The 17,014-nt window shown below is 69.1% G+C and carries 16 protein-coding genes; 12 read left to right on the plus strand and 4 right to left on the minus strand.

What is annotated here, in order from left to right:
* Positions 1–2: 2 nt before the first annotated feature.
* A complete protein-coding gene (locus AC1DDO_RS11090; protein WP_441407674.1) occupies positions 3–1,172 on the minus strand; it encodes an AI-2E family transporter in 1,170 nt (389 codons plus the stop codon).
* A 334-nt stretch (positions 1,173–1,506) separates the two neighbouring features.
* Between AC1DDO_RS11090 and AC1DDO_RS11095 the strand changes: the two genes are divergently transcribed.
* The 8 genes from AC1DDO_RS11095 to AC1DDO_RS11130 all read left to right on the plus strand — a co-directional run bounded on the left by AC1DDO_RS11095 (position 1,507) and on the right by AC1DDO_RS11130 (position 11,387).
* Positions 1,507–3,465, plus strand: coding sequence for a hypothetical protein (locus AC1DDO_RS11095; RefSeq protein WP_476867763.1), 1,959 nt, complete (start codon positions 1,507–1,509; stop codon positions 3,463–3,465).
* A gap of 57 nt (positions 3,466–3,522) precedes the next feature.
* Positions 3,523–4,494 carry a co-chaperone YbbN gene (locus AC1DDO_RS11100; protein WP_476867762.1) on the plus strand — a complete coding sequence of 324 codons (972 nt, stop codon included), beginning with the start codon at positions 3,523–3,525 and terminating at the stop codon, positions 4,492–4,494.
* On the plus strand, positions 4,494–5,594 hold the full coding sequence (locus AC1DDO_RS11105) for an NADH:flavin oxidoreductase/NADH oxidase (protein WP_476867761.1): 1,101 nt from the start codon (positions 4,494–4,496) through the stop codon (positions 5,592–5,594). The genes AC1DDO_RS11100 and AC1DDO_RS11105 overlap by 1 nt, the downstream gene beginning before the upstream one ends.
* 154 nt (positions 5,595–5,748) lie before the next feature.
* On the plus strand, positions 5,749–6,561 hold the full coding sequence (locus tag AC1DDO_RS11110; protein ID WP_476867760.1) for an ABC transporter ATP-binding protein: 813 nt from the start codon (positions 5,749–5,751) through the stop codon (positions 6,559–6,561).
* Positions 6,543–8,114, plus strand: a complete 1,572-nt coding sequence (locus AC1DDO_RS11115; protein WP_476867759.1) for a transporter — start codon at positions 6,543–6,545, stop codon at positions 8,112–8,114. Before AC1DDO_RS11110 ends, AC1DDO_RS11115 begins: the two co-directional genes overlap by 19 nt.
* Positions 8,115–8,199: 85 nt before the next feature.
* On the plus strand, positions 8,200–8,982 hold the full coding sequence (gene nagB / locus AC1DDO_RS11120; protein WP_476867758.1) for a glucosamine-6-phosphate deaminase: 783 nt from the start codon (positions 8,200–8,202) through the stop codon (positions 8,980–8,982).
* 60 nt (positions 8,983–9,042) lie between these two features.
* Positions 9,043–9,360: a DUF3039 domain-containing protein gene (locus AC1DDO_RS11125; protein WP_370122952.1), complete on the plus strand. Its 318-nt coding sequence runs from the start codon at positions 9,043–9,045 to the stop codon at positions 9,358–9,360.
* A gap of 242 nt (positions 9,361–9,602) precedes the next feature.
* Positions 9,603–11,387 (plus strand): DEAD/DEAH box helicase, encoded by a 1,785-nt coding sequence (locus AC1DDO_RS11130; RefSeq protein WP_476867757.1) that lies wholly within the window; start codon positions 9,603–9,605, stop codon positions 11,385–11,387.
* A 121-nt stretch (positions 11,388–11,508) separates the two neighbouring features.
* Here the strand turns inward: AC1DDO_RS11130 and AC1DDO_RS11135 are convergent, their stop codons facing one another.
* The 3 genes from AC1DDO_RS11135 to AC1DDO_RS11145 form a co-directional block, all read right to left on the minus strand.
* Positions 11,509–11,856, minus strand: a complete 348-nt coding sequence (locus AC1DDO_RS11135) for a hypothetical protein (protein ID WP_441407522.1) — start codon at positions 11,854–11,856, stop codon at positions 11,509–11,511.
* 121 nt (positions 11,857–11,977) lie between these two features.
* On the minus strand, positions 11,978–12,661 hold the full coding sequence (locus AC1DDO_RS11140) for an isochorismatase family protein (RefSeq protein WP_476867756.1): 684 nt from the start codon (positions 12,659–12,661) through the stop codon (positions 11,978–11,980).
* Positions 12,662–13,990, minus strand: coding sequence for a nicotinate phosphoribosyltransferase (locus AC1DDO_RS11145; RefSeq protein ID WP_476867755.1), 1,329 nt, complete (start codon positions 13,988–13,990; stop codon positions 12,662–12,664).
* Between the two features lie 154 nt (positions 13,991–14,144).
* On the opposite strand from AC1DDO_RS11145, the gene clpS reads away from it, so the two are divergent.
* The 4 genes from clpS to AC1DDO_RS11165 all read left to right on the plus strand — a co-directional run bounded on the left by clpS (position 14,145) and on the right by AC1DDO_RS11165 (position 17,001).
* On the plus strand, positions 14,145–14,510 hold the full coding sequence (gene clpS, locus AC1DDO_RS11150) for an ATP-dependent Clp protease adapter ClpS (RefSeq protein WP_390204619.1): 366 nt from the start codon (positions 14,145–14,147) through the stop codon (positions 14,508–14,510).
* Positions 14,503–15,069 carry a DUF2017 domain-containing protein gene (locus AC1DDO_RS11155; RefSeq protein WP_441407525.1) on the plus strand — a complete coding sequence of 189 codons (567 nt, stop codon included), beginning with the start codon at positions 14,503–14,505 and terminating at the stop codon, positions 15,067–15,069. Before clpS ends, AC1DDO_RS11155 begins: the two co-directional genes overlap by 8 nt.
* A gap of 85 nt (positions 15,070–15,154) precedes the next feature.
* Positions 15,155–16,207 carry a glutamate racemase gene (murI, locus tag AC1DDO_RS11160; protein ID WP_476867754.1) on the plus strand — a complete coding sequence of 351 codons (1,053 nt, stop codon included), beginning with the start codon at positions 15,155–15,157 and terminating at the stop codon, positions 16,205–16,207.
* On the plus strand, positions 16,204–17,001 hold the full coding sequence (locus tag AC1DDO_RS11165) for an MBL fold metallo-hydrolase (RefSeq protein ID WP_390204622.1): 798 nt from the start codon (positions 16,204–16,206) through the stop codon (positions 16,999–17,001). The genes murI and AC1DDO_RS11165 overlap by 4 nt, the downstream gene beginning before the upstream one ends.
* Positions 17,002–17,014 lie beyond the last annotated feature (13 nt).

Raw genomic sequence — 17,014 nt, forward strand, 5'->3', positions numbered from 1 at the left:
TGCTAGCGGCTGTCCTGGCGGGCGATGTAGATTTCCTTGACCAGCAGCATAATCGCCGCGGCTGTGGGGATGGCGATCAGGGCGCCGAGCACGCCGAGCAGGCTGCCGCCGGCGATCACGGAGATGACGGCCACGGCCCCCGGCACCGCCACGGCCTTCTGCATGATGCGCGGTGAGATGAAGTACGCCTCGAACTGGAGGTAGGCGAAGTAGCAGATCGCGAAGACCAGCGCCGTCTGCCATCCGGCCGTCAGCGCCACGAGCGTCACCAGGAACCCGGCAATCATGCCGCCCACGAGCGGGATGAACGCCAGCAGGGCCACCACGAACGCCAGCAGCGTGGCGAACGGCACCCCGATGATCGACATCACGATGAAGGCGAAGGTGGCGTTCAGCACGGCGACAGCGGCCTGGCCGATCACGTAGTTGCCGACCGAACCGGTGATTTCCTCCGCCAGGGCCTGGACCCGGGGCCGGCGCGAGCGCGGCGCGAGACGGTAGCCCCACTTCTTCATGGCCGGAAGCGCGGCGAGGAAGTACAGGCTCAGGACCAGTACGATCAGGGCGCCGAACAGCCCGTTGGCCACGGTGGAGCCGAAGCCGACCACGCCGCCGAAGATCCCGCCCATGGCCTCGGGGTTGTTGACGAACTTCTCCAGCTCCTGGGAGATGCGGTCCCGGATGCCGAACTGGCTGTCGACGTTCCGGAAGAAGTCCGAGTCGATGAACTCCTGGACCCATTTGGGCGCCTGCTGCACGATTTGCGTGACCTGCTGCACGATCGTGGGGATCAGGGTGGCGAAAAATGCGGCGACAGCCACTGCCAGGGTGGAAACGGACAGAAGGATGCCGGCGGCCCGGGGGACATTCCTGCGTTCGAGCCAGCGCACCACCGGGTCCAGTCCCAGGGTGATGAAGAGCGCCGTGACGATCCACAACAGCAGCTGGGTCGTGTTCGAACCGATCCAGTAGACCAGGAGCGCGACGCCGACGCCGACCGTGCCCATGAAACCCATGTACAGCGGGTGCTGGGCGGACATCCGGGGACCGGGACTGCCGAAGGGGGCATCGGACCCGGCAGCAGCCTCGGCCTCGTGCTCCGGCGGCATCTCGAAGCGGATCCTCGGCTGGGCCCCCGGCAGTGGCTGGCGCAGGCGCCGGGCCGCGGACAAAAGGAGGTTGGCCGCGGCATTCCTGGGACTGGCGGCTGATGGCCGGGGGCCGGAATCAGATGGCTGGGGCCCGCGTTCCTGGCTGCCGGATTCCTGGGCTTCATCTTGTCCGGCGGCGGACGAATCCGTGTGTTCAGTCACTGCGTTGAAGGCCCTTAATTCTCTGCGGCGCCCCTGGGGCGGCGCTGGTGTGATGATCACCGCAAACACTATCAGCAGGCTTGTCAGCACAAGGGCGGAGGCCAGGCGCGGGGGCCGTCGATAGGGGCGGGCCGGGCCGCCGATCTGACTCGCGGGTAACAAAATGGTTACTATTGAAGCTAACTGTCCGCTGATGATAGGTAGTATTTTGCGTTTCAAGACTGCAGTCGCCCTGGTGCTGCTTGGCCTCCTGACCCTCCTGGCCGGAATTGGCCAGAAGACGTTCTGGGCTCCACCGGAGACCATCACGGCCACCGCACAGGCCGGTACTGCCGCCCCGCTGACCGTTTTCGACGAGAAGCTCAGGACGCTGCATCCCGGGACCGTGAAGATCCAGGTCAAGGGTGAAGGTGCCTTCATGCTGGCCGCGGGCCGGCCGGACGACGTCGACGCCTGGGTCGGCAAGACGGCGCACAATACTGTCGCCGGCGTCTCGGATGACGGCAAGGCGCTGCAGGTGACGCACACCGACGGCGATGCTGCCGCGCCGTCGCCCGCCGGATCCGATCTCTGGGTCAGCACCGAGAACGCCACCGGAGACATGGACTACTCCTGGAACCCGCCGGCCGACGGCGACTGGTCCCTCCTGCTCGCGGCGGACGGCACCAAGCCCGCCCCCAGCTCCATCACCATGACCTTCCCGAACGACACCTCCACGCCGTGGGCCATTCCGTTCATGGTGCTCGGCGGACTCCTGATCATTGCCGGCGGCGCGATGCTGGTCCTCAAGCCGAAGGGCAACAAGCCAGGGACCCGGACCGGCGGCGGGGACGGCGGCGCGGGCGACAGCTCATTCGCCCGCCGTGTGCAGGCCAAGGCCGCGGCGCGGCGCGGGGGACAGGGTTCGGCTGCCGGCACGCAGGAGCCTGGCGCACCTGAATCCACGGCAACCGCAGCACCTGAAACGACTGCACCGGAAACCACGCCGCAGCCGACTGTGCCCGGCAAAACTGAGCCCGGGAAAACCGTGCCCGGGAAATCCAACGCGGAGAAGGCAGCCCCCGAGCAGCGCAGGGGCTCCGTTCTCTCCGGCGGGATGCGCCGTTCCGGCATCGTGGTTGCCGTGCTGACGGCCACCGCCGTCGCCGGAACGTCGGTGGCGGCCCAGGCCAGCCAGACGCCCGCTCCGTCACCCAGTGCTCCTGCCGCCAGTGCTCCGGCTTCGGACGCGGCGGCCCCGGGCGCTGCCGCCGAGGGGCAGGCCGGCGACGCTCCGGTGCTGCTGGACGCCCAGTTCCGCCGCGTCCTGGAACAGGTTGCCGGTGCCGTCGACGCAGGAGACGCTGCCAAGGACGCAGCCAAGCTGGCGCCGCGGGTGGCGGGCTCCGAGCTGCAGGTGCGCACGGAGAACTACAAAATCCGCTCGCAGGCGGCCTCCGTTGAGGCCCGCATGCCCGTCCGCGCCACCAAGCTGCTGACCACTGTGGTCACCAACAAGCGCAGCTGGCCCCGCTCCGTGATGGCCGTGACACAGGGCGACGGCAACGTTGTCCCGCAGCTGCTGACCCTGACCCAGACCTCCCCGCGGGAGAACTACAAGCTGGTCAGCAGCACGCCGCTGCAGCCGGGCGCCACCTTCCCGGCGATCGGGCGTGCCGGCACGGAGACGCTCGCGTCCTCGGACAAGGCCGGACTCCTGTACAGCGGTGACGAGGCGATGGCCGGGCTTGGTGACCGCCTGACCACAGCCGACTCAGCCTTCAAGGACAAGCTCGTCGAAGGACAGTCCTCCCCGTACATCGCGGACACGCTCGCCTACCAGGCCGACGTCGTCAGCTCGGGCGTCAACGGCACGTTCGCCTTCACGCATAAGGTGGCCCCCGAGAACACTGTCGTGTTCCGTACAGCCGATGGCGGGGCCCTGGTCCTGGGGCGCCTGAACTTCGCGTTCGACGGCACTCCGAAGGCCGACGGGGACAAGCTCACGATCGGCGACGACGCGGCTGCCCTGGCCGGCGGCAAGGAGACCAGCACCGGCATGGTGCTGAACTTCGCCGAGTCCGTGGCTGTCTACGTTCCGCCCGCCGGTTCCAAGGATCCGATGAAGCTCGTGGCCGCCACCCGCGGCCTGGTCGGGGCGGCTTTCAAGTAGCCGACGCCGGCGGGCGCTGGTGGCGCCTGGCGGGACTTCAATGGCTAGAGTGGAGCTATGACAACGCCAGCTTCCCGCCCGGTCCCGCCAGTTGCCGCCAGCCCGCTGAACCTGCGCGGCGCCGTCGATCTTTCCGCTTTGAAACAGCGTCCCGCCCCCGCCGCGGCGGACGCCGGCGCCGCCGAGCAGGGCCGGCCGCTGCGTGTGGACGTGACCGAAGGCAACTTCCAGGAGCTCGTGCAGCTCTCGGCCCAGGTGCCCGTGGTGATCGCCCTCTGGGCCTCCTACTCGCCGGGTTCCGACCAGCTGGTGGACGTCCTCGAACGCATCGTCGAGAGCTACGACGGCCGCCTGGTCCTCGGGGCCGCCGACATCGACGTCTTCCCGGAGCTGGCCCAGGCCTTCCAGGTCCAGGCCGTGCCCACCGCCGTCGCCGTCGTCAAGGGCCAGCCCGTTCCGCTCTTCCAGGGCGGCGCGGACGAGCAGCAGGTACGCAGCCTGTTCGACGAACTCCTCAAGGTCGCGGCCGCCAACGGCGTGACCGGGCAGATCGGAGCCGGCGCCGCCGGCAACGGGAATCCCGCCGGGGAACCGGAGGCCCCGCCGCTGCCGCCGCTGCACCAGGAAGCATTCGACGCGATCGAGGCCGGCGACTACGCGGCCGCCGCCGCGGCCTACCGGCAGGCGCTGACCGAGATGCCCACCGACGCCGAGGCCAAGGCGGGCCTGGCGCAGGTGGAACTCATGGAGCGCCTGCAGTCCTTCTCCGGGCCCGAGGCAGATGACCTCCGCCGGCTCGCCGCCGATGAGCCGGACAACCTCGATGCCCAGCTCGGCGTCGCGGACCTGGACATCGCCGGTGGCCACATCGAGGACGGCCTTGGCCGGATCGTGACGTTCATCGGCCGGAACTTCGGCCCGGAACGGGAGACCGCCCGGGTCCGGCTGCTGGAACTCTTCGACGTCGTCGGCACCGGTGACGAGCGCGTCGCCAAGGCCCGCCAGGGACTGGCCCGGGTGCTGTTCTAGTGGGATCGGCCCTCTTCGCGCCGCTGGACCTGAGGTCCCTGCGGCTGCAGCACCGCGGCTGGGTGTCCCCGATGTGCCAGTACAGCTGCGAGACGGGGACCGGCGAGGGGGTGCCCACCGACTGGCACCTCATGCACCTGGGCTCCTTTGCCACCGGCGGAGCGGCCCTCATCCTCACCGAGGCCAACTCCGTGAACGCCGCAGGCAGGATCAGCCCCCGCGACGCCGGCCTCTACAACGATGACCAGGCCGCGGCCTGGGAACGCATCACCGCCTTCGTGCACCGCCACGGCACCGCAGAGGCCAAGATCGGCACACAGCTGGCGCATGCCGGCCGCAAGGCGTCCTCCTACTGGCCGTTCTCCGGCAAGACGGGCAGCGTGCCCGGGTCCGAGGGCGGCTGGGACACCGTGGGGCCAGGAACCGGTGCGTTCGACGGGTACGCGCCGCCGTCGGCCATGACCGAAGCGCAGATCGACGGCGTGATCGCCGACTTCGCCGCCGCAGCCGTACGGGCCGTCGATGCGGGGTTCGACACGATCGAAATCCATGGCGCCCACGGCTACCTGCTGCACCAGTTCCAGAGCCCGCTGGTCAATGACCGCACGGACCGCTGGGGCGGGGACGAGACCGGCCGGAACCGGCTCACGCTTGCCGTGGTGGACGCCGTCCGCGCCGTCATTCCGGACTCCATGCCCCTGTTGCTGCGGATCTCGGCCTCGGACTGGGCGCCGGGCGGCATCGAGGCCGAGGCCTCGGTCCGGATGGCGGGCGCCGCCGCGGAACGCGGAGTGGACCTGGTGGACGTTTCCAGCGGCGGGGCCGTTGCCCACCAGCAGATTCCCGTCGGCCCCGGCTACCAGACCGGGTTCTCGGCCCGGATCCGGCGCGAAACCGGGGTCAAGACCGGCACCGTGGGGCTCCTGACCTCGGCCGGGCAGGCCGAGCACGCGGTGGCCACCGGCCAGGCCGACGGCGTGTTCATCGCCCGGGCCGCGCTGCGGGACCCGCACTGGTGGCTGCGGGCCGCGTTCGAGCTTGGCCATGACCTTGCCTGGCCGCCGCAATACGAGCGCGCCAGGCCCCGGCACTCCTTCTAGCGCAGTCCAAGGCGGTACCTTCAGGGCTGTACGTCTTAGGGGCCTTACGTCTTAGGGCAGTAGGTCTTAGGGCAGTAGGTCTAAGGGCAGTACTCCAGGAACTTACGCCTTGCGGACGATCCTTTTCGCGCGCCGGGACGGTTAGTCTGGCGTCATGACTTTCCAGCCTCCGCTGCCGCCTGGCCCGTCGTCGCCGCCGGCGTCTGTCCTGCAGGTGCCTGCCTTGTCCCTGATCGGCCTCGCCAAGCGCTTCGGCGACAAAATCGCCGTCGACGGCATTAGCCTGGACGTCCCGGCCGGGTCCTTCTACGGGGTGGTCGGCCCTAACGGCGCCGGCAAAACCACCACGCTGTCCATGGCCACGGGCCTGCTGCGCCCCGACTTCGGGACCGCACTTGTTCACGGCGTCGACGTCTGGCAGCATCCCCTGCAAGCCAAGAAGCTGATGGGAATCCTGCCCGACGGCGTCCGGCTGTTCGACCGCCTCAGCGGCGAACAGCTGGTCACCTACGCCGGCCTGCTGCGCGGGATGGACCGGGAAATGGTGGCGTCGCGGGTGGCGGAACTGCTCGCCGCGCTGGACCTCGGCAACGACGCCGGCACGCTGGTGGTGGACTACTCCGCCGGCATGACCAAGAAGATCGCGCTGGCCTCGGCGCTGATCCACGCCCCGCGGCTCCTGGTCCTGGACGAGCCGTTCGAATCGGTGGATCCCATCTCGGCGGCGAACATCCGCGACATCCTGGAACGCTACGTTTCCTCGGGCGGAACCGTCATCGTCTCCAGCCACGTCATGGACCTGGTCCAGCGCATGTGCGACCACGTTGCCGTCGTCGCCGGCGGCCGGGTGCTGGCCGCCGGCACCGTGGAGGACGTCCGTGCCGGGGCCAGCCTCGAGGACCGCTTCGTGCAGCTCGTGGGCGGCCGGAACCACACGGAAGGCCTGGAATGGTTGCGCACCTTCTAAGGCTCAAACTGACCCTGCTGCGCAACAGCGTCCGGCGCAGCCCGTGGCAGCTGGTAGGCCTCGGAATCGGTGCCCTGTATGCCCTGGGTTTGGTCGGCATTTGCGCGGCCGGGCTCCTGGTCCTCCGCGGCCAGGAAATCGAGCTCGCGCAGACCGTGGTGGTCCTGGGCGGCGCGGCGGCCCTGCTGGGCTGGGCCATCATCCCCGTCGCGGTCTCCGCGGCAGACATGACCCTGGACCCGGCCCGCTTCACCACCTTCGCCGTGCCCATGCCGCAGCTGCTGGCGGGGCTGGCGCTGGGCGGCCTGATCGGCATACCGGGCCTTGCGACCTCGCTGGTGGCGCTCGCCACCGTGGGCACGTGGTCCCGCAGCGTGCCTGCCGCGGCCGGCGCGCTCGTCGGCGCGGCACTGGGCGTGCTGAGCTGCGTGGTGCTCTCCAAGGTCGTGACCACCGCGACAGCCGGCCTGGCCAGCTCCCGGCGCTTCAAGGACATCAGCGCCGTCGCCTTCCTGATTCCGCTGGTCCTGACGGGCCCCATCCTGGCGGGGATCGCGAAGGGAATTGCCGATTCCGGCGATTTCCTGGCCGGACTGGCCCGGACACTGTCCTGGACGCCCGCCGGGGCCGCGTTCTCGCTCGGCGGCGAGCTGGCCGCCGGCCATTACGGTGCGGCTGCCGCGAAATTCCTCATCGCCGTGGCCACGCTGGCTGGCCTGGCCGTGGCGTGGAAGGTCCTGTTGCAGCGGGCCCTGGTGACACCGCCCTACGCGGGGACCTCCAAACGGCGGACCGGTGGCGCGGGCCTGTTCAGGCTGCTCCCGGCGACGCCGGCCGCCGCCGTCGCCGCCAGGTGCCTGTACTACTGGCTCCGGGACCCCCGCTACGCCGGCGCGCTGGTGGTGGTTCCGCTCCTGCCCGTGCTGTTCCTGTTCCAGGGCAGCCAGAGCGGGTTCTATGGCCCGTTCCAGTTCGTGGGGCCGCTGACGGCCTTCCTGCTGGCCTGGTCCATTTCCACGGACGTCTCCTATGACAGCACCGCGTTTGCCCTGCACGTGGCCACCGGTGTGCGCGGCGCCGACGACCGGCTTGGCCGGGCACTGGCGTGCCTGAGCTTCGCGCTGCCCGTGGTGCTTATCTTCAGCGTCGGCCCGTTCTTCGTCACCGGCGACTGGGACAAGCTGCCCGCTGTCCTGGGCCTCTCGCTCGGCGTCCTGTTCACCGGCCTGGGCCTGGCCTCGGTGATCTCGGCGCGCTACACCGTCAGCGTCCCGCTGCCGGGGGACAGCCCCTTCAAGAAGCCGCCGGGAAACGTGGCCCAGACACTCGCCGTGCAGTTCGGCGGCATGGGCATCCTCATGGTCCTCGTCGCGCCCGAAGCGGCGCTCGTAGCCGCGCAGTTCATCACCGGCAGCCCCGTGCCGGGCTGGATCGCGCTGGTCCTGGGCCCCGCGCTGGGCCTGGCCCTGTTCACCGTCGGTGTCCGGGCCGGCGGAGCATGGCTGGACCGGCGGGCACCGGAGCTGCTGGCACAACTGGCCGTCAACCGCTGACGGGTGCATGCTGGGAGTGCGCAGCATCGGGACTGTGCAGTATCCGGACAGCGCAGTCTCGAGCACCCGGCAAAAGGCAGGGACCATGGAAGTTGTGATCCTTCCCGCCAGCAAGCAGATCGCGTCGCTGGCGGCGGATGCGGTGGAGGCCCTTCTTCGCCGCAAACCCGACGCCGTGCTGGGCCTGGCCACGGGGTCCACGCCGCTGCCGATCTACGGTGAGCTGGCCCTGCGGCACGAGCGCCACGGCCTGGATTTCAGCCAGGCTCAGGCCTTCGCCCTGGACGAGTACGTGGGCCTGCCGGCGGGCCACCCGGAGTCCTACCGTGAGGTGATCGCGCGCGAATTCACCGCGCGGGTCAACATCAGCCCGGCCAACGTCCACGTGCCCGACGGCGCCGCGGAGGACATCCCGGCTGCCTGCCGGGCCTATGAGGACGCCATCCGCGCCGCCGGGGGCGTTGACCTGCAGCTGCTCGGCGTCGGAACGGACGGCCACATCGGCTTCAACGAGCCAGGCTCCTCCCTGACCTCCCGGACGCGGATCAAGACCCTGATCGAGCAGACACGCCGGGACAACGCGCGTTTTTTCGGCAGCCTGGCCGATGTGCCGCATCACGTCCTGACCCAGGGCCTGGGCACCATCCTGGATGCCCGCCACGTCATCCTGGCCGCCACCGGTGCGCAAAAGGCCCAGGCCGTCCGGGATCTCGTGGAGGGCCCCGTCGCCGCCATCTGTGCGGCGTCCGTGCTGCAGCTGCACCCGCATGCCACCATCCTCGTGGACGAGGCGGCGGCGTCGTCGCTGCGGCTGGCGGACTACTACCGCCACAGCTATGAGCACAAACCGGCCTGGCAGGGCCTGTAGGCTCGCGCGGCGCGGTCCCGCAGGTCCGGCGGGGCCCATCCAACGGCTAAGATGGGTGTCATGACTAGCATGACCGATCCTCTCGAAAACGATCCGATGCGCGAGCTCTCCGGAGCCGGGACGTCAACGGCCACGATCGAGCGCGAGGAACTGCGCCAGGAAGTGGAACCCGGCGACCGGGAACGCTTCTCGCACTACGTGCGCAAGGAAAAGATCATGGAATCGGCGCTGACCGGTGAACCGGTCATCGCGCTCTGCGGCAAGGTCTGGACACCGGGCCGGGACCCGCAGAAGTTCCCCGTCTGCCCCGAATGCAAGGAAGTTTACGAGGGCCTGCGCCCCGGAAACGACGGCGGCAAGGGCTCCGGCGACAAGTAACGCTTCGCACGGGATCCGCTAGCCGTCCCTGGTCCGGCGTCTTTTGACGGCACTTCCTCTTGGCACGTCTTTTTTGCGCTTCTTCAGGTGCGTTGCCGCGCCGCTGTGTTCTTCCTGTTCTCCTGTTTCCGGTCCCTGCTGTCCGGTTTCTGCCTTACGGTCCATCCGAAAAAGATTGGTGTTTTTGTGCTTAATTGGGTTTCCCCGTCGGCTGCAGCCAGGCGCGGATGGAGGGCGCCTCAATGACAGAGACACTTTTCGGCGGCCCCACCCTTCCTCCCGCGTATCCCGAGCGGGCAGCCTGGGGCACCGCCCCCAAGCTGCGCGCCTGGCAGCAGGAGGCGCTGGACAACTATTTCAGCATCCATCCCAAGGATTTCCTCGCCGTCGCGACCCCCGGCGCGGGTAAGACGACGTTCGCCCTGCGCGTGGCGTCCATGCTCATCGACTCCGGTGTGGTCAACCGCGTGACCATCGTGGCGCCGACCGACCACCTGAAGCGCCAGTGGGCCGACGCGGCTGCCAAGGTGGGCATCGCGATCGACCCGAACTTCAAGAACGCCGACGGCCAGCACGGCCGCGGGTTCATCGGCGTCGCGGTGACGTACGCCCAGGTGGCCAGCAAGCCCATGCTCCACCGGGCGAAGACCGAAGCCGCGCGCACGCTGGTGATCCTGGACGAGATCCACCACGGCGGCGAGGCCCTCTCCTGGGGTGACGGCCTCCGCGAGGCGTTCGACCCCGCGGCCCGCCGGCTCTCCCTGACCGGCACCCCGTTCCGTTCCGACACCTCGCCCATCCCGTTCGTGGAGTACGCCGAGGACCGGGACGGGATCCGGCGCTCCAAGGCCGACTACACCTACGGCTACGGCAAGGCCCTGCGCGACCACGTGGTCCGCCCGGTCATGTTCATGGCGTACTCCGGCCAGATGCGCTGGCGCACGAGTGCCGGAGACGAAATGGCCGCATCGCTCGGCGAGTCGGCCGTCACGAAGGACATCACCTCACAGGCCTGGCGGACCGCGCTGAACCCGGCCGGCGAATGGATCCCCGCCGTCCTCGCCGGCGCGGACAAACGGCTCAGCGAAGTCCGCCGCAGTGTCCCGGATGCCGGCGGCCTGGTCATCGCCACCGACCACGAGGACGCCCGCGCGTACGCCGGGCAGCTGAAGAAGATCACCGGCGAGTCGCCCACCGTCATCCTTTCCGACGACGCCAAGGCCTCCAGCAAGATCGAGGAATTCACCGCCAGCGAGAAGCGCTGGATGGTGGCCGTCCGGATGGTCTCCGAAGGCGTGGACGTCCCGCGGCTGTCCGTCGGCGTCTATGCCACCTCGACGTCCACCCCGCTGTTCTTCGCCCAGGCCGTGGGACGTTTCGTGCGTGCCCGCAAGCGCGGCGAGACGGCGTCGGTCTTCCTGCCCTCCGTCCCGCAGCTGATGGCGCTGGCCAACTCGATGGAGGCCGAGCGCGACCACGCCCTGGACCGCCCCGAGAAGGAGGACAGCGACGGGCTGTTCAATCCCGAGGACTCGCTCATGGAGGAGGCGAACCGCGAGGAAAAGGCCTCCGACTCGCTGATGAAGGGCAAGTTCGAGGCCCTGGACTCCCAGGCGTCCTTTGACCGGGTGCTCTTCGACGGTGGCGAGTTCGGCACGGGCGGCGAGGTGGGCTCGGAGGACGAGCTCGACTTCCTCGGAATCCCGGGCCTGCTGGACGCCGACCAGGTGGGCACGCTGCTGCGCCAGCGCCAGCACGAACAGCTCAACCGGAAAAACAAGCGCACCCCGCAGGCTGGCGCCGAACCGGCGGCCCCGGCCGTGCCGGACCACCGGATGCTCATGGACCTGCGCGCCGAGCTGGCCAAGAACGTGGCCGCGTGGTCGGCCCGGACCGGGACCCCGCACGGCGTCATCCACACCAAGCTACGGACCGTCTGCGGCGGCCCCGCCGTCGCGCAGGCCAATGAGGAACAGCTGCAGACCCGCCTGCGGAAGCTCCAGGACTGGTTCATCGGCCGGAAATAGCCGCCGGCCAACGCACAGGGCCAACGCGCAGGTCCACAGCAAAGCTCGAAAGTACAGCGCAAAAGCAGAGGGACCAGGCCGACGGCCTGGTCCCTCCGCTGTGTCTAACGGGGCGTGTCGGCTACTGGCCGCTGCCGCAGACCTGGCCGTATTTCTGGCCTGCCGCGGTGTAGTCCGCCTTCATGTCCTCGAGCTTGGCTGTGTCCGGTGAGGGCTTGGCCGACTCGTCGAAGTATTCGATGATGGTCTGCAGCGGCGCCCGCAGGTCATCGGAGGCCGCCGCCTTGATGGGCCGCAGCTGGTTGGCGACCCTGGTCATGCCGGCCTTGTCCGACGTCGCCGACTGGGCAGAGACCACGGTCTTGACCCGGGCGCAGGTTTCCTCGTTGCTCAGCTGCGGCGCGGCCGAGCAGCCGGCCGCGCCGAGCAGCGCGCCAGCGGCAATCAGAACGGTCAGGGTCTTCTTCATGGTGTACTCCGGGGTTCTACGGGTAAGACGATAGGGCAACGGTTTCGAGTCTACTTTGGCGGCGGCCTTTTCCCGCCAGCTGTTGCGGGCCGCACGGCCCGGGGGAGAGGAGCGCAGGCGCTCAGAGGACATCGACGCCGCCGAGCTCCATCTCGGCCACGGCGTCGTCGAGGTCGTCGGAAATACCGACCGTCAGGCCGCGCAGCACCGTGACGGAGTAGCCGGCCTGCACCGCATCCAGGGCGGTCGCCTTGACGCAGTAGTCCGTGGCGATTCCCACCACCACGATGTCTTCCACGTCGTGGCTCTGCAGCCAGTCATCCAGCCCGATCGCCTCCTCGCCGGCGGCGAAATCAGTGCCGGCGAAAGCACTGGAGGCTGAAGAACCCGGGGCGTCCTCGGTGCCGGTTCCGGACACGGGCATGGCGCCGGGTTTCCGGTCCCCGGTGGGGACATCGTCCTCGGGGGCCAGCAGCCCTTCGAAGCCGGAATACGCCGCGGCGAACTGGCCCTTGCGGAAGTAGGCCTGGATGTATTCGGGATCGAGGTCCGGATGCAGTTCGGCACCGCGGGTGCCCGCCACGCAGTGCGGCGGCCAGCTGTCCACGTGGTCGGGTTCCTCGGAGAAATGCGCGCCCGGATCGATGTGCCAGTCCTGGGTGGCCACGACGTGGTCGAACTGGCCGTGGTGGGCGTCAACGTACTCGCTGATCTCGCCGGCGAGTTCCGCCCCGCCGGTGACGGGCAGGGCGCCTCCCTCACAGAAATCGTTCTGGACGTCGACAATGATCAGGGCGCGGGACATTCAGTCCTCCTCGTAGATGGTGGGGATGGCCGCTTCGCCGCGCTGGAGCCGGTTGACCACAGCGGGGAGCTCCTTCATGGTCTCCGCGTGGCGCCGCCGGGCGCGCTGGACCCCTTCGGGTCCGGTCCACCCCGGCAGGACCTCGCCGTTCTTGACGAACTGCTGCAGCAGCGGACGGTCGTTGCCGTCGTCCTCCGGGTGATGGCCGACGCCGACGATTTCGGCGGTGGCGGTCCCGCGTTCGTTGAGCTTGCGCAGCGCGTACTTGCGCCCGCCCTTGCTGGCCTTGTTCTTGGCTGCTTTGGCGACGGAGATGAACTCGCCGTCGCCGTCGGTGCGGCTGACAAGCTTGTAGACCATGCTGGCCGTCGGTGCCCCGGAACCGGTGACGAGCGAGGTGCCCACGCCGTAGGAGTCCACCGGCGCGGACTGAAGCGCGGCGATGGCGAACTCGTCGAGATCCGAGGTCACCACGATCTTGGTGCGGTCGTTGCCGAGCTCGTCGAGCAACTGCCGGACCCACTGGGCCTGGGCCACGAGGTCACCGGAGTCCAGGCGGACTGCGCCCAGCTTGTCCCCGGCGAGGTCGACGGCGGTGCGGACGGCCGCTTCGACGTCGTACGTGTCCACCAGGAGTGAGGTGTCCGGCCCGAAGGCGGCAATCTGGGCCTCGAAGGCCTCGCGTTCGGAGTCGTGCAGGAGGGTGAAGGAGTGGGCGGCCGTGCCGACGGTCTTCAGCCCGTAGCGCAATCCGGCCTCCAGGTTCGAGGTGCTGTCGAACCCGGCGATGACCGCGGCCCGGGCAGCTGCGGCCGCCGACTCCTCGTGCGTCCGGCGCGAGCCCATCTCGATGCACGGGCGGGTGCCGGCGGCGGAGATCATCCGGGAGGCGGCGGAGGCGATCGCGCAGTCGTGGTTGAGCACGGAGAGCAGGTAGGTCTCCAGGATGCAGGCCTCGGCAAAGGTGGATTCGACGATCAGCACGGGGGAGTTCGGGAAGTACGCTTCACCCTCCGGATAGCCCCAGATGTCGCCGGAAAAGCTGTAACCGGCCAGGTAGTCCAGGGTCTGGTCGTTGACCACCTTGGTGCGGCGCAGGTAGTCCAGTTCCGGCTCGCCGAAGCGGAAGTTCGCGATCCCCTCCAGCAGGCGGCCGGTGCCCGCCACGATCCCGTAGCGGCGCCCGTCCGGCAGCCTCCGGGCAAAGGCCTCGAAGACGGATTTCCGGTGTGCCGCGCCGGACTGCAAAGCACCCTGCAGCATCGTCAGCTCGTAGTGGTCGGTGTACAGGGACGTGCGGGGACGGTCCCAGCCAGCTGAGGTACTCACAAATTCACTCTAGTCCCCACCGGCTCCCGCGTCTCGCTCCGCTTCGCAGCGGGGCCCTCGCCGGCGTGGGCCCACCCACCGGCTCCCTCGTCTCGCTTCGCTTCGCCGTGGGGCCCTCGCCGGCGTGGGCCCAGCCTCCCCATAGAATGGACAGATGACCCTCAGCGTTGCGCTCGGCCCCGACACACGGGAGAGCACCCAGACCGGAACAGTGACGTCAGGCGACGTCCTGACGGCCCCGGACATCCCTTGGAACCTCGTGATCTGGAACGATCCGGTGAACCTGATGAGCTACGTGAGCTACGTGTTCCGCAGCTATTTCGGCTACTCGGAGACCAAGGCCAACAAACTCATGATGGAGGTCCACAAGAAGGGACGCTCGATCGTGGCGCACGGGAGCAAAGAGCAGGTGGAGCAGCACGCCGTAGCCATGCATGGCTACGGCCTCTGGGCGACGGTGGAAAAAGCCACCGGCGGCAGCGGGAGCGGTTCGGGCAAAGGCAAAGGAAAACGTGGCTAAGGCATTCAAGTACGGGCTCAAGGGCATCCGGGGCTTTCTCGAGCCGGCCGAGCGGGAGCTGCTGCGCAGCCTTTTCGACGACGTGATCTCCATGCTCGAGCCCGAGGAGCGCGCCAACGAGGACCCACTGGCCGCCCTGGTGGGGCTGGACGCAGAAGCCCGCGAACCCTCGGACCGCGCCCTGCGGCGGTTGCTGCCGAACGTGGTGAAGAACGACGCCGACGCCTCCCTGGAGTTCCGCCGCTATACGGAGCGCTCGCTGCGCGAAAGCAAGATCGGCGCGCTGAAGGCGGCCGCCCTGAGCCTGGACCGGGAGGACCTCGTGCTGACCCAGGCCGACGCCGGGCACTGGGCCACCGCACTCAACGATGTCCGGCTGGTGCTCGCCGAACGCCTCGACATCCGCGACGACGCCGACGCGGACAACGTCCACCTCATGCAGGACTGGTCCCAGGCCGAGGACGTCGAAAGCTACCTGGCCCTGGTGTACAACTTCACCACCTGGCTGCAGGAGTCGCTGGTCCAGGCCATGGTGCACTCGCTCGATGCCCGGCGCTGAGCGCGAGGGTGTGACCTACGAGACACGAGTTGAGCGCCACAATGTGATGGCCGCTCCGCAAGCGTTGTCCTATCCTCGAATAATCATGACTTCAGCATCGAATATGGATCCGGCAGGGGCTGCTGCGGACTCCCCAGCCCGCAACAACGCAACGGCCCCCACCGGGCCCGAACCGGCTTTGGAGCTGGGGTCGCGGCCCATTGGCGTCTTCGACTCCGGCGTGGGCGGCCTCACCGTGGCCCGGTCCATCATCGACCAGCTGCCCAACGAATCTATCCTCTATGTCGGGGACACGGCGCACGGCCCCTACGGGCCCCTTCCCATCGCCGAAGTCCGGGCCAACGCCCTCGGTGTCATGGACGAACTCGTGGATTCCGGCGTCAAGCTCCTGACCATTGCCTGCAACTCTGCATCCGCCGCCGTGCTGCGCGACGCCCGCGAACGCTATACGGCCCGCTACGGGATCCCGGTCATCGAAGTGATCCAGCCGGCCGTCCGCCGCGCCGTCGCTGCCACCCGCACGGGCCGGGTGGGCGTGATCGGGACCTCGGCCACGGTGGGCTCGCGCGCCTACGAGGACACCTTCGCCGCGGCTCCGGACCTGGAGATCACGTCCGTGGCCTGCCCCGCGTTCGTGCCATACGTGGAGGCCGGGATCACCACGGGACCGGAACTGCTCGCCGTCGCCCGCGAGTACCTGGCGCCGCTCATTGCCGCCGGGGTGGACACAGTGGTGCTCGGCTGCACGCACTACCCGCTGCTGACCGGCGTGATCTCCTTCGTCCTGGGCGAGGACGTCACATTGGTTTCCAGCGCCGAGGAAACGGCCAAGGACGTCTACCGGGCCCTGGCCTCCCGGGGCCTGGAGCGCACCGACGCCACGGCCCCCGAACACAATTTCATTGCCACCGGCGACGCCGCCCAGTTCGAGCACCTCGCCCGGCGCTTCCTTGGCCCCGAGGTCCTCAGCGTCCGCCACGTGGACCACGTCGCGGCGCAGTACCCCACCGGCAGCCTCGCCCGGATCACCCCGGAAATGATTGCCGCGGCGCAGTCCGCCGCCGCGCAGGCCGGTGCCGTCCGGCCGCGGATCTCGAACTTCGTGGGCGGATCCGCGGGCGGGGGAACACTGCTGTGAAGCTGACTATCGTGGGTTGTACCGGGTCCTTCCCGGGGCCCGGCTCGCCGGCGTCGTGCTATCTGCTGACCGCCAACGACGGCGAGCGGAACTGGAAGATCGTCCTGGACCTCGGCAGCGGGGCGCTCGGCGCCATCCAGCGCTACACGGACCTGGAGGACATCGACGCCATTTTCCTCACCCACCTGCACCCGGACCACTGCATGGACCTGTGCGGGCTCCACGTTGCCGTGCGCTGGAAGCCAGGCGGCTGGGGACGGGGCAGGATCCCGGTGTGGGGACCGGCCGCGACGGCCGACCGGATGGCCACGGCGTACGGCCTGGACCTGGATCCGGGCATGCACGAGGAATTCGACTTCAGCAACTGGTCCGAGCGCAAGCCGGTGACCCTCGGCCCGTTCACCGTGACGCCCTACGCGGTGAACCACCCGGTCGAGGAGGCCTACGCCCTACGTGTGGAGGTCACCGAGCCCGCCAAGGACGGCACGCCCGTGACCCGCATCCTGAGCTACTCCGGGGACACGGATTCCTGCGCGGGCCTTGAGGACTCCGCCCGCGACGCCGATCTCTTCCTGTGCGAGGCGGCCTTCGAGGAAGGCCGCGACGACGCGATCAAGGACGTCCACTTGACCGGCAAGCGGGCGGGGGAGGCCGCCGTCGCCGCCGGGGCGCGGCGGCTGCTGCTGACGCACATTCCGGTCTGGACGTCCCCGACCACCGTCATGGCCGAGGCCAAGGAGGTCTTCGGCAAGGACGTGGCCGTCGCCGTCGCGGGCGTGCACTACACCGTTTAGCCGGCCGCCCGCG

It is taken from the genome of Arthrobacter sp. 10N43 (assembly GCF_056394525.1).